Origin of the sequence: Bifidobacterium oedipodis (assembly GCF_012932425.1) — a bacterium.
In the GTDB taxonomy this organism is placed as follows: Bacteria; Actinomycetota; Actinomycetes; order Actinomycetales; family Bifidobacteriaceae; genus Bifidobacterium; species Bifidobacterium oedipodis.
Genome location: NZ_JAAIII010000001.1, coordinates 580,469 through 593,499, shown reverse-complemented (window position 1 = coordinate 593,499; position 13,031 = coordinate 580,469). Strand labels below are relative to the sequence as shown.

Genomic DNA, 13,031 nt, shown 5'->3' with positions numbered 1-13,031 from the left:
CAACAAGTGGAATACTCCCTGTTTACCAAACTGGCCGCCGAATTCGTCGGCACCGCCGTGCTGATGGTATTCGGCAACGGCGCTGTGGCCAACGTCGAGCTGAAAAACACCAAAGGCCATCACGCTGGCTGGCTGAACATCGCCATGGGCTATGGTTTCGGCGTCATGTTCCCCGTGCTGATGTTCGGTGGCGTCTCCGGCGCACACATCAACCCGGCCATGACCTTGGCTCAGGCCATCAACGGCATGTTCCCGTGGGGCGACGTGCTGCCTTATATCATCGCGCAGCTGCTCGGTGCCGCCGTTGGTCAGCTTATCGTCTACGTCACCTACTACCCGCACTATAAGGAGACCGACGATCCCGAGGCCATCCTCGCGACCTTCTGCACCACTGACGCCGAAGGCTCCCGTTCGAACTACTTCCTCAACGAGTTCTTCGGCACCCTCATGCTGGTGCTGGGCGCGCTGTGCTGCCTGACGCTGCCGTGGGGCGAGAACGACCACGCCGCCGCGTCCATCGTGGTCGGCTTCATCGTGTGGGGCTTGGTGACCTCCATGGGCGGCCCGACCGGCCCTGGCCTCAACCCCGCCCGCGATCTGATGCCGCGTCTGCTGCACGCCATCCTGCCGATTCCCAACAAGGGCGAATCCCGCTGGGCCGAGGCATGGATTCCGGTTGTGGCCCCGATTCTGGGTGCCATCGCCGGCGCATGGCTGTACAACGTGCTGTTCGTCTGACGCCGTACTTTACGCGTCGCTCTGATGGCGGCGTAACGCAGGGGGCCTTCCGTGTGTGCGGAAGGCCCCCTGCTGTATTTGGGCGGTGATGCTGTTAGCTAGTTGGCTGGTGTGCACAGTGCACAGTAAGCCAACTGCCACTATTGGTTATCGCTCAGTTAGCGCCATCAGTTGTTGAGGAAGATCTGCGGTGCCTTCATGAAGTTGTTGGCGCAGTGCTCGCCGCAGAAGTAATAGGTGGTGCCGTCGTACTCGCGCGTGATCGCGTCGGCGTTCACCGCCACGGTCATGCCGCACACCGGATCGGTGGCGGTTTCGCCATCAGTCGGTGAAGCTGCGTTCATATGCATAGTCATATTCATAGTGTTCTCCTTTGTGGTGTTGGTGCTGTTATGAGTATTGTCCTTGATGATATGCGGCGGGTTGACGGCAGGGCGGCCGCCATCAGCGGCAACGTTGGTGCCAGCGTTCAGTCTCGTATCGATGCGCGCCCCGTGCAAACGATTCGCGTTCAATACCAGGCATACGGAGCTCAACGCCATCGCCAATCCGGCAACCATCGGGCTTAACAGCCAGCCGGTGATTGGGAACAGCACGCCGGCGGCCACGGGGATGCCGATGATGTTGTAACCGAACGCCCATGCCAGATTCTCGCGGATATTGCGCATCGTGGCGTTCGACAGGTTGATGGTGGCGATAACGCCCCGCAAATCGCCGCTCATCAGCGTCACATCCGCCGACTGCATGGCCACATCCGTGCCGGTGCCGATAGCAATGCCCAAATCCGCCTGTGCCAGTGCGGGTGCGTCGTTGATGCCATCGCCCACCATTGCAATCAGATCATGCGGCTCATGCTTGCGCCAACCGTGCCTCTGATCCTCCTGCATCGGGCGCAGGTCGCGCTCGGACTGCAACTGCTTGATCCAATACGCCTTGCCATCGGGCTTGACCTCGCAGATCACCGTGTCGATGCCGACCTCGCGTGCGATGCGTTCGGCCACTTCGGCCTTGTCTCCCGAAAGCATCACTGTGCGGATGCCATGCGCGCGCAGGGCCGCAACCGCTTCGAGCGAGCCGTCCTTAACCGTATCCTGCGTATAGCTAGGCTTGTCCCAACCGGCATCCGCATCGACCATGCCGCGCGTAATCGTACCGGTTTTGTCGAAAACCACCGTGCCGATGCGCCGTGCCTGTTCCAACGCCTTGGCATTGGTGACCAGCACGCCGTTCGTGGCCCCCAGCCCCAACGCCACCGTTACCGACAGCGGTGTGGCTAGGCCCAGTGCACACGGGCAAGCGATAATCAGCACGCTGACCGCCGTCACCAGCGCGTGCGCCAACTGCGGGGCAGGGCCGACCGCCACCCAAATCGCAAAAGTCCACACGGCGATCACCATCACTGCGGGCACAAAGTATCGTGCAATGCGATCAGCCAGCTGTTGCACCGGCGCTTTGGTGGCCTGGGCGCGTGCCACCAACGCAATAATCTGTGCGAGTACCGTGTCGCTGCCAGTTTGGGTGACGCGCATCACGCCATTGCCCTTCAATACCACGGTGGCGCCGGTGAGCGTGGCGTCCGTGGTTCCGTTGCTGCTCGGTTGAGCATCGTCCGTCGCTGTTGCTGTTGCCGCTGCGGCTTTCGCCACCGGCTTGGATTCGCCGGTGATCATCGATTCATCCACCGTCACCTCACCGGCCACCAGCATGCCGTCGGTGGGGATGCGCTCGCCGGTCTTGATAGCCAGCAAATCGCCTTCGCGCACGGTGTCGATATCCACGTCCGTAGCATTGGCGGGATTCATCCATAGTGCCGCAGAGGGACTGGGCCGTTCAGCGGCGTTGGCCTGCTCGGCGAGCATGGTCGCCGCCGGTTCGTGCAGTTTGTGCGCAGTGCGGGGGCGAAGTTTAATCAGCGATTGCACGGCCTTGCCAGTGCCTTCGCGCGCCTTGGTTTCCAACAGTCGGCCGACCAGAACCAGTGTGATTACCACGCCCACCGATTCGAAATATGGTTCGCGAGACCCCTCCGGGAATACCCAAGGGGCGATGCAGGTGACCAGACTATAGAGGTATGCGGCGGATGTGCCCAACGACACCAGCGAGTTCATATCAGGTGCGCGATGCGCCAGCGCAGGGAAACCGACCGAATGGATCGGGTGTCCGCAATAGAACATCACCGGTGTGATCAGCACGGCCTGCAGCCACGGGTTCATCATCCAAGCCGGCACCCACATATGGTTGACCATATGCAGCATGGTGACCGCGAACACCGGAATGGTGAGCACTGCGCCCACAATCACTAGTTTGCGCAGCGAAGCGATTTCCCGTGCCCGTTCCTGCGCCTCGTTGCGCTCCGCCTGAAGCGCATCGGGGGCGACGGTGGTGCCGGGCATGGTTGTAGTACTGAATGTTGTTGCGGAGCTAGGAGCGGACGGCATTGTACGTTGCATTTGTGCGGCGTCGGCTGTGCTGCCGTTAGCCGTTGCGTCAGCTGCAATGGCAGCAGTCGAAGCTGCGGCATCGCCGCCATCGCTTTCGACCCTCAGCAAACCATGCACCATATTCATACCGCAGGCAAAGGGATAATCGCCCGCAGCCAAGGCCGGCAGCTCAACATCGGTGACGGCATTGCCAGGCAGCATGGCATCGAGCCCCAGATCAGCGAACACCACATGCGACGTGCATTCGCCGGTTTCCTGACGATCGAAAGTCAAACGAATCGGCACGCCCGCCTGCATACTCACCATGGCGGGGGAGTAGCCACCCTTGACGGTGATGGTGGCGCGCTGCTCGCCATCGGCCATCTGCCCAGCCGTGGCTTTTTGTGTGCCAAAGAAGAATCGTAGGATGCCCCACGTTATCAGGGCCGCGGCAATCAGTGCCACAACAATCTGGAACATATGCCTCTCCGTTTTCTCTGCTCTCGCTGTGCTCATGATCTTGAGACTCCCACATCATCTCACGTTTACAGCTAGTTGCACGGAATGCTCGCACTGAGCGTAGCGTTGTTGTGCCCTGCGTAAGCCTCTATTGCTGCAGTTTCTGGCGGACGATGCAGCGTGGTTTACTGGGAGCATGACTGGGAATGCAAGTATGTGGATGCTGATTGTGATGCTGCTGGTTGGCGTGGCGTTGGGGCTGCTGGCCGGCTTTCTGTTGGGACGGGCCAAAGGCTTGGAAACGGCCCGTTCAGCCAGGGTCAATGAATTGAACGAGGCGCACGGCGATCTGGAAGTCGCGCGTGGGCGAATCAGCGAGTTGACCGCGGCGGTTGCTGAAGCGCGTGCCACTAAGGAAGGTGCGGAACAGCAGCTTGTCTTCGTCAAATCCCAGCTTGCGCAGGCGCAGCAGGCAGAACAAATCCGCATCGAACATGAACGTGAGCGTGCGGCGGCCGAAGCGGAGGCCCAGCGTCAGCGCGAGGCCGAACAAGCAGAAGCCAAGCGTGCCGAGCAGGAGGCGCGTTTGAAGGAGCATGCCAAGGTGATGGAGGCGCTTGCCCCCGTCAGCAAGAACCTTGATACGTTGCAAGCCAAGGTTGCGCAGATTGAAGAGGGCCGTAAGCGGGAGATGGGTGCGCTCGGCGAACAGCTTAAGGGGCTGGGCGAGCAGCAGGCACGTCTGGATAAAGAGACCAGCTCGCTATCTGCGGCGTTGCGCAATAACAAGGTGCGTGGCGCATGGGGAGAGGCACAGTTGAAGAATATCGTGGAATCGGCCGGTCTGTTGGAACACGTCGATTTCGATACGCAGGTGGTGGTCACCGATGCTGACGGCCGTATTCTGCGCCCGGATATGATCGTGCACCTGCCCGGCAATAAAACCATTCCGATCGATGCCAAGGTGCCGTATGCCGATTATCAACGTGCCTGTGAGATTCCGGAAACCGCAACCCCCGAGGAGCTGAGCCGTCGAAGCGATCTGCTGCGCGCCCACGCCAAGGCTCTGCGCGAGCATGTGCGCGCGCTTGGTGACAAGGCCTACTGGAACGCTTTCGAAACGGCCCCTGATTTTGTGATCGCCTTCATTCCCAACGAGGCGCTGTTGCAGGCCGCGCTTGAAGCCGACCCCACCCTGTTGGATGATGCCTTTGCCAAGAAGGTGGCGCTGACCTCGCCGGTCACCTTGTGGGCCGTGCTCAAATCCGTGGCCTACGCATGGCAGCAGCAGAGCCTGACCGACGACGCCAAGCAGTTGTTTGACCTGTCGCGTGAGCTGTATGATCGCTTCGCCGTGCTTGGCGACTATGCCACCAAACTGGGCTCGCAAATCGCCAAAACCGTGGGAGCCTACAATAAGTTCGCCGCCAGCTTGGAGAAGCGTGTGTTGCCCACCGCTCGCAAGCTGCAGAAAATCGAGCCGACCAAGATCATCGGCGAAGTGCCGCTGATCGAATCCGAATCAGCCAACGTCAACGAACTTTCCGCGCCCGAAGTGGTTGATGCCGGCGGCGACGGCGGCGACGGTGATAATGCTGGTGAAGACCGCCGCACGCGATAGGCTGAGATTATGAGCGAAACCAATGCATTCCGTCCTACCGGTCCTGCTGACCTGCGCGATGCCGGAGACGCCCTCGCCTTCGCCGCGCTTGAGCCGCGCGAACAACTGCGTACGCTGTTGTGCGAACGCATGGCCGGCAAGCCATTTTCTGAGTTGTATGCGGTCACCTTTGATCATCGTGGCGCTTCCGTGCTGGGCCATGTGCTGCTGGATACGCTTGAGGATGCCGGATATTCCGTGGACGATTTCGATGCGGTGGGTGCACTGACCGCAGCCAGCGTGCCGCTGGTGTGCGCAATGGTTCAGGCAGCCGCCTCACGTGGTGAGGATTTGGACGGCTTCCTGATGGATTTCGTGTTCCCCTCCATTAAGGGGCCGTCCATCAAGGGCCGCCGCGTACTGCTGCTCGACGCATGGTTGTCCGAAAAATCGTATGTGCAGACCAGCTCGCTGGTCACCCTGCGCAACGGCAATGAGCTGAGCCTCGACTTTTCCATCGTGGAGCACGAGGGGGCGTCCGTGGTGGCCGTGGCCTCACTGGTTGGCGGCGTGGGCGAAGGCGCAGACGATCAGCATATCGACATCGTCAACCCTGTGAACGACGAACACCATACCGTGCCTTTCGTGCAGGTGTTCCACGAGGACGAACTGCGCTAGTTATGCACGCTCCCAACCAGATTTCCTTGGCTGCCAAGGCTTCAGGCGAACCCGAATTCCGCGAGATTGGCGTCGGCCCGTGGGCTGAAACCCACCCGGGGCAGCCGCTTGAAGCGCGCCCGGATAATCCTGCGTCGCCGGATTATGTGCCCGGCCGCTACGATTCGGCCCTGCTCGATGAAGGCGATCGGCGTAACGTGCTCGACCGGTATCGCTACTGGTCCGTGGCAGCCATCAAGGCCGATCTCGATGCGCACGGTCGCCATGATTTCGAAGTGGCGGTAGAGAACTGGACCCACGATTTCAACATCGGCTCCATGGTTCGCACAGCCAACGCCTTCCAGGCGCGCCGCGTGCATATCGTCGGCCCGCACAAGTGGAACCGCAAGGGCGCACTGATGACCGAGCTTTACCAGCATGTCGAGCACCATCCCTCCATCGCGGAACTGGTGGAATGCTGGCGCAACCGCATCGCCGGTGAAATCGCGGCAACCCGTGCCGAAGGCGGGGCCGATGCCGATGCGCGCATCCGCGAGCTGGAAGACGCCCGTATCATCGCGCTTGATATCATCCCCGGTGCCGTGCCGATGGAAACCTATGCGTTCCCCAAGCGCTGCCTGCTACTGTTCGGTGCCGAAGGGCCGGGCTTGAGCGACAAAGCGCTGCAGCTGGCCGATGACGTGGTGTATATCTCCCAGTTCGGCTCCGTGCGCTCCATCAACGCCGGTGCCGCCGCAGCCGTCGCCATGCACGCCTGGATCGCCCAGCACGCCACCATCGCACCCATCGCCTGCTGATTTGTTTGCCCAATCCGTTATGTCGGTGCGCTGATTAGCTGATTAATCGCCGTCCGCGATGGCGGAAGATGACCGTTCCATATCGCACTGCACATCGCGAATGCCACGTTCCACCAGCTCGCGCAGAATAATGGACCTGCTGACTCCTCTGTCTTTGGCCCAACCATCTGCCAGTTGCAGGTCTTCCTCGCGCAGACGGAACGTAACGGATGCCAGCGGCTCGGCATAAAGTCGTGGACGTCCGAACTGCGGCCGCGTGACGGTGGTGCCCGGGGTGCCTGGGTAGAGACCCTTTTCAGCGTTCTCTGCCCACTGTTCAATCATTTCATCGGTAACAACCGTGCCGTTTTTAGTGCGAAACACCATGTCGGTTCCCTCCTAACAGGTAGTTGATTTCATCATTGTCAAGCCGCATCTCGCGCAGGAATTTTGGTGTGCAGGGTGCTGCGTGATACACCACAAGCTGGTCTCCGTTGTCGTTGGACGCAACAAAGGCGATCATTTCCAGCAATCTTGCGTGACCATCGAATCCGACCGCCATAAGTTGCAACGGATCAGTATCGAGACGAGGCATAAGGTGCCGGTATCGAGCCCACGCGAACCGTATATCGTCTACAGCGATTTGTGGATGACGCTGGGCAACTCTGTCCAGCACAACAAATTCGGTGATGGATTGTTGCTCGCTATTTTGTTTTGTATGCGAAAGTCTATCATTTTCGTATGCGAAAGTCGATTCTCCGGACATCGCGCCTCCTTTCGGTTGATTTGATGCTATCGGGATTTGGCTTGCGAGGGCATGAAAAACGACCTATGTGGAGAGAGCTTCGAAAACATGGCTTAGGCCTTCTGCCATATGGGAAATGCGCATTGTGGATAACTTTTAGGAAATTTTGTGTGGCGTGTTATCAATCTGTTGTGAAACATGGTGTGAAACGTTGCTGTAGCTGGAATATGCAACAGGAAGCGCAGTGTGAAACAGTCTGTGAAACATTTGCAGTCGTCTCATGTGGTTTAGGCTGCTCTACAACATGAGTTTGCTGAGTGCTGGGATGAGGGATTCGATCATAGCTGGCCGTGCTGCTTCTCGTGAACTATCCGCAATTGGCGGGCATATTTCTTTATGGAATATGGTCAACTGCGTGTCACATAGCCGCGTTACTCTTGGCACCATGCCTACTTTTTCACGCGAAGAGATTGTGCATTTGGGCGATCTTGCCCGAATCGCGCTTACCGATGAGGAAATCACCCGTCTGCAAGGCGAACTGAACGTCATCGCAGACTCCATCAACAAAGTGCAGGAAGTCGCTTCCGACGACGTGGCACCCACCGCCAACCCGGTGCCGCTCGAAGCCTATCTGCGCCCGGACGTGCCTGCCACGCCGCTGACGCAGTCCGAAGCGCTCGCCGGCGGCCCGAAGACCGAGGCCGGTATGTTCGTGGCACCGCGAATCCTGGGAAGCGAGGAGTGAGACGATGACTGCTGCAAACGAATTGGTGAAGCTGTCCGCCGTTGAGATGGCCGAGGCCATCAAGAAGGGCGACACCTCCTCGCGCGAACTGGTCGACGCTCATCTTGCGGTGATCGAAGCCGCCGAGCCGTCCATCAAGGCCTTCCTGAAGGTTTCCGGCGATGTGGCCCGCTTGCAGGCCGACACCTTCGACGCGCTGCCTGCCGAAGACAAGGCCCAGCTGCCCGAACTGGCCGGTGTGCCAATCGCCATCAAGGACATGATCGTCACCAAGGGCATCGAAACCACCGCCGCCTCGAAGATTCTCGAAGGTTGGATTCCGCCCTACGATGCCACCGTGATCGAAAAGCTCAAGGCCGCCCATATGCCGATTCTCGGCAAGACGAACTTGGACGAATTCGCGCAGGGCTCCTCCACCGAGCACTCCGCCTACCAGACCACCCACAACCCGTGGGATACCGAGCGCGTGCCTGGTGGTTCCGGCGGTGGTTCCGCCTCCGCAGTGGCCGCATTCGAGGCCCCGCTCGCCCTCGGCACCGACACCGGTGGCTCCATCCGTCAGCCCGGCTCCCTGACCGGCACCGTGGGCGTCAAGCCCACCTATGGCGGTGTTTCCCGCTTCGGTGCCATCGCTATGGCCTCCTCGCTCGACCAGATTGGCCCGGTTTCTCGTACTGTGCTCGACTCCGCGTTGCTGCAGGAGATCATCGGCGGCAATGATCGTCGCGACTCCACATCCATCCCTGAAGGCCCTCGCCCGATGGCCGCCGCCGCCCGCGAGGGCATGAAGCGTGACCTGAAGGGTCTCAAGGTCGGCCTGGTCAAGGAACTGTCCGGCGAAGGCTTCCAGCCTGGCGTGCAGCAGCGTTTCGACGAGGCTGTTGCCAAGCTCAAGGAAATGGGTGCCGAAGTGGTCGAGGTCTCCTGCCCGCACTTCGAATACGCCCTCGGTGCGTACTACATCATCATGCCGTCCGAAGTGAGCTCCAACCTCGCCCGCTACGATGGCATGCGTTACGGCCTGCGCGTGATGCCGCCGGCCGGTGTACCGCAGACCGCCGCCAACATGATGGCCTACACCCGTGAGGCCGGCTTCGGTGACGAAGTCAAGCGCCGTATCATCCTCGGCACCTACGCCCTGTCCGCCGGCTACTACGATGCTTGGTACGGCTCCGCGCAGAAGGTTCGCACGCTGATCATCAACGACTTCAAGAAGGCCTTCGAACAGGCTGACGTGCTGGTTTCCCCGACCTCGCCTTCCACCGCCTTCAAGTTCGGCGAGAAGATGGACGATCCGCTGGCCATGTACATGAACGATATCGCTACCATTCCGGCCAACCTCGCCGGCGTGCCCGCCATGTCGATCCCCGCTGGCCTGTCTGCCGACGATCTGGCCCTGCCGGTTGGCATCCAGTTCATCGCGCCGCAGCAGCGCGACGAAGTGATGTACAAGCCCGCCGCCGCTCTCGAAGCCGCGCTTGAGGAGCAGTGGGGTGGCCCGATCTGGCAGTCCCTCAAGACCCCTTGGCTGGGCGAGTGACACGCAGGAATCGGCAACGATTAAGGATTTTAAGGAAATATCATGGCTGAAAAACTCATGAAGTACTCCGAGGCCTGCAAGCAGTTCGATCCCGTGCTCGGCCTCGAAACCCATGTGGAGCTCTCCACCACCACCAAGCTGTTCTGCCCGGCAGAAGTGCATTTCGGCGGCGAACCGAACTCCCAGCTCACCCCGGTCTCGCTCGGTCTTCCCGGCTCCCTGCCGGTGCTGAACAAGACCGCCGTTGATTACGCAATCAAGCTGGGCCTGGCCCTGCACTGCGAAATCAACGAGTGGAGCCAGTTCTCCCGCAAGAACTACTTCTACCCGGATATGCCGCGCGACTACCAGATCTCGCAGTATGACAAGCCCACCAATGGTAACGGCTATCTGGATGTGGAACTGGAAGACGGCACCGTGTTCCGTGTGCCGATCGAGCGTGCCCACATCGAGGACGACGCTGGTAAGAACACCCACGTTGGCGGTGCCGACGGCCGTATCGAAGGTGCTGACCACTCCCTCGTGGACTACAACCGTGCCGGTGTGCCGCTGATTGAAATCGTGACCAAGCCGATCGAAGGTGCGGGCGACCGCGCCCCCGAAATCGCCGGTGCCTATATGCGCGCCATCCGCGATATCGTGCGCGCGCTGAACATCTCCCACGCTCGCATGGAGCAGGGCAATATGCGCGCCGACGTGAATGTGTCGCTGCGCCGTTCGCCGTCCGACCCGTTCGGCACCCGTTCCGAAACCAAGAACGTGAATTCGTTCCGCGGCATCGAAAAGACCGTGCAGTACGAGATTCGTCGTCAGGCTCAGATCTTGTCCGAAGGCGGCGAAATCCTGCAGGAGACCCGTCACTGGGACGAATCGCAGCAGGCCACCGCTGGCGGCCGTCTGAAGTCCGACGCCGACGATTACCGCTACTTCCCCGATCCCGATCTGGTGATGCTGCACATCACCCCCGAGCACATCGAGGAAATGCGCGCCCAGATGCCGGAGATGCCGCGCGAACGTCGCAACCGTCTCAAGGCCGAATGGGGTCTGAACGACACCCAGATGCGCGACATCCTGAATGTCGACGCGCTCGATCTGATTGAAGACACCGTCAAGGCCGGCGCAAGCGCTGCCGGTGCCCGCAAGTGGTGGCTCGGTGAGCTGTCTCGCGAGGCGAATGCCAAGGGCATCTCCCTTGAAGAGCTCAACATCACCCCGGCTGACGTGGCTGAGGTTGAGAAGCTCATCGCCGACGGCAAGCTCAACGACAAGCTCGCCAAGCAGACCGTGGTCGGCGTGCTGGCCGGCGAGGGTACGCCCTCCGAGGTCGTCGCCAAGCACGGCTACAAGGTCGTTTCCGACGATGGCTTGATTGACAAGGCTGTGGATGAGGCGTTCGCCGCCAACCCCGACGTGGTCGAGAAGCTCAAGAGCGGCAACATGAAGCCGATGGGCGTGATCATCGGTGCTGTGATGAAGGCCACGCGCGGCCAGGCCGACGCCAAGGCCGTCACCAAGGTTGTGATGGGCAAGCTCAAGGGCTGATTATCCCTGTAATCCCGTTCGATGCCGGTTCTGGAGCAATCCAAAACCGGCATCGGTCGTATTGCGGCGTTGTGCTTGTTTCAAGACACGCCGCACACATGGAGGTGTGGGGTATATCACTGCCAAGTCTCTCCCAGCATTCACCCAGACGAGTAAGATATGTTCGGCACTGCAACCGAGAGCCGTAAGCAGCCGTAAGCCGAACAGGGGTAACAACACCGATGAGCGACATCACCGAGAACGAAACGCTGGGCATCAACGTGCAACAGCCGCGCGAACTGCCTCTCGCTATCACCGTTCCGCCGATTCGCGGTGAAATGATTCACTTGCGTCCCGCTACCGTAGCCGATTTGCCGCGTCTTGACGAACTGGAAGCGTTCGCCGGCGCCTCCAAAATCACCGGCAAGGATGCCGCTGCGGAACGTGCCGTGGTGCACACGTGGGTTCGTCGATCCCAAGCATGGGAGTTGGGGCAGGCCCCCGAAGAGTCAGGTGTGGGCGATCCGGAATCCCGCCGCACCATTGCGTGGGCCATTCTCACCGACGCCGACCATGACGACAACGGCGAAACCGACGCGCAGGCCACCGACAATGTGATCGGCATGATTTTCCTCATCGATATCGATGGCTGGTCCCGTTCCGCGCGTATCCAAATCATCCTTGGCAAAGATTACCGAGGCCGCGGCTACTCGCGCGACGCCATGCCTCGCGTTATGACCTATGGTTTCGCCCCCGAACCGGCCGGCTTGGGCATGCACCGCATCTGGGTGGGCGTGCCGGAGAAGAACAGCCGCTCCCGCTCCGTCTACCAGTCGCTTGGCTTCGTGCCGTCCGGCGTCTCGCGTGACGCACTGTGGGACGTAGAGAATAACAAATACCAAGACCTGATTGTTATGGACACGCTTGTGGACGAATACGATCCGATTCGTTCGCTGGAAGCGTTCGGCATGCACCTGATCGAAGGCAACCCCGGAGTTAAAGAGGCGCTGTCCGCACGCGAGCATTCCATCGCCATCCAGCAGAAGCGACGTGCCCAGGATGCACCGGTCGAAACTCCGGCGCGCAAGTCCGCCGCAGACTATGCTTCTGCGCGCACTGGTGCTGACGCATCGCCGACGCCCACACAGCCTGCGGTGCAGGAGCAGCCGCGCACGAAGACGCATACTGGCACTGAGGAACAAAGCAACTGGCCATACGGACAGAACGAACGTAAAACATCGAAGGACGCTTGGTGGCGCACGCTGGGGCGTGGTCGCAAGCGTGATACGGAAGGTAAGTAAAGAAGCATATGAGCGCCGAGGATCTCGATAATTACGAAACCGACGCCGAACTCGCACTATATAAGGAATATCGCGACGTCATCAAACTGTTCACCTACGTGGTGGAGACCGAGCGCAGGTTCTATCTGGCCAATAAGGTCGATTTCAACGTGCGTTCCGCCGGGCAGGACGTGTATTTCGACGTGCAGCTCACCGACGCTTGGGTGTGGGACGTGTATCGTTCCAGCCGATTCGTCAAATCCGTGCGCATCGTGACGTTCAAGGACGTCAACGTCGAGGAAGTGCAGAAAACCGACATTGACATCCCCGACGATATTCACTAGCCGGTATTCGTCGCCGTAAGTTGCCGCTGCGCACGTGGCTGTGCAGCGGCTGTACTATATGTGCCGTCTTTGTCGGCAGTCGTTGGGTATTACAACCCCTCAATTATCGGCATAAAATATGGGTTGTGATTTTCTGGTCTGTCACTACTACGGAAATACCACGGTATTTGTGAGTAGTGCGTGGG

11 protein-coding genes and 2 pseudogenes are annotated in these 13,031 nt (G+C 60.1%); 9 read left to right on the top strand and 4 right to left on the bottom strand.

The genetic code is table 11. From position 1 onward, the window contains the following. The first annotated feature begins 6 nt into the window (after positions 1-6). Positions 7-738: an MIP/aquaporin family protein gene (locus G1C95_RS02515; RefSeq protein WP_169171343.1), complete on the top strand. Its 732-nt coding sequence runs from the start codon at positions 7-9 to the stop codon at positions 736-738. Positions 739-905: 167 nt separating this feature from the next. Here G1C95_RS02515 and G1C95_RS12765 read toward each other — a convergent pair. Both G1C95_RS12765 and G1C95_RS12760 read right to left on the bottom strand, forming a co-directional pair. Then, positions 906-2,543, bottom strand: a pseudogene (locus tag G1C95_RS12765) (HAD-IC family P-type ATPase); the annotation flags it as partial. Positions 2,544-2,615: 72 nt separating this feature from the next. Continuing rightward, positions 2,616-3,638 (bottom strand): annotated as a pseudogene (locus G1C95_RS12760) (cupredoxin domain-containing protein); the annotation flags it as partial. A gap of 193 nt (positions 3,639-3,831) precedes the next feature. Between G1C95_RS12760 and G1C95_RS02505 the strand changes: the two are divergent. From G1C95_RS02505 to G1C95_RS02495, 3 genes are read left to right on the top strand one after another with little or no spacing between them, the layout of a single operon-like run. Then, complete coding sequence (locus G1C95_RS02505; protein ID WP_205832687.1) at positions 3,832-5,238, top strand: DNA recombination protein RmuC; 1,407 nt, start codon at positions 3,832-3,834, stop codon at positions 5,236-5,238. Between the two features lie 9 nt (positions 5,239-5,247). Further along, positions 5,248-5,895: a type I phosphoribosyltransferase gene (locus G1C95_RS02500; protein WP_169171340.1), complete on the top strand. Its 648-nt coding sequence runs from the start codon at positions 5,248-5,250 to the stop codon at positions 5,893-5,895. 2 nt (positions 5,896-5,897) lie between these two features. Continuing rightward, positions 5,898-6,692, top strand: coding sequence for a TrmH family RNA methyltransferase (locus G1C95_RS02495; RefSeq protein WP_169171339.1), 795 nt, complete (start codon positions 5,898-5,900; stop codon positions 6,690-6,692). Between the two features lie 42 nt (positions 6,693-6,734). Here G1C95_RS02495 and G1C95_RS02490 read toward each other — a convergent pair whose 3' ends face one another. Together G1C95_RS02490 and G1C95_RS02485 are read right to left on the bottom strand one after the other, a co-directional pair. Then, on the bottom strand, positions 6,735-7,058 hold the full coding sequence (locus G1C95_RS02490; RefSeq protein ID WP_169171338.1) for a hypothetical protein: 324 nt from the start codon (positions 7,056-7,058) through the stop codon (positions 6,735-6,737). Next, a complete protein-coding gene (locus G1C95_RS02485) occupies positions 7,042-7,437 on the bottom strand; it encodes a hypothetical protein (protein WP_169171337.1) in 396 nt (131 codons plus the stop codon). Before G1C95_RS02485 ends, G1C95_RS02490 begins: the two co-directional genes overlap by 17 nt. 424 nt (positions 7,438-7,861) lie before the next feature. Between G1C95_RS02485 and gatC the strand changes: the two genes are divergently transcribed. From gatC to G1C95_RS02460, 5 genes are all read left to right on the top strand, one after another. Next, a complete protein-coding gene (gatC, locus tag G1C95_RS02480) occupies positions 7,862-8,161 on the top strand; it encodes an Asp-tRNA(Asn)/Glu-tRNA(Gln) amidotransferase subunit GatC (RefSeq protein WP_169171336.1) in 300 nt (99 codons plus the stop codon). A 4-nt stretch (positions 8,162-8,165) separates the two neighbouring features. Next, positions 8,166-9,701, top strand: coding sequence for an Asp-tRNA(Asn)/Glu-tRNA(Gln) amidotransferase subunit GatA (gatA, locus tag G1C95_RS02475; RefSeq protein WP_169171335.1), 1,536 nt, complete (start codon positions 8,166-8,168; stop codon positions 9,699-9,701). A gap of 42 nt (positions 9,702-9,743) precedes the next feature. After that, positions 9,744-11,243 carry an Asp-tRNA(Asn)/Glu-tRNA(Gln) amidotransferase subunit GatB gene (gatB, locus tag G1C95_RS02470; RefSeq protein WP_169171334.1) on the top strand — a complete coding sequence of 500 codons (1,500 nt, stop codon included), beginning with the start codon at positions 9,744-9,746 and terminating at the stop codon, positions 11,241-11,243. A 221-nt stretch (positions 11,244-11,464) separates the two neighbouring features. Next, entirely contained in the window at positions 11,465-12,523 is a 1,059-nt protein-coding gene (locus G1C95_RS02465) for a GNAT family N-acetyltransferase (protein ID WP_169171333.1), read from the top strand. 8 nt (positions 12,524-12,531) lie between these two features. Beyond that, positions 12,532-12,846, top strand: coding sequence for a DUF2469 domain-containing protein (locus G1C95_RS02460; RefSeq protein ID WP_033890645.1), 315 nt, complete (start codon positions 12,532-12,534; stop codon positions 12,844-12,846). Positions 12,847-13,031 lie beyond the last annotated feature (185 nt).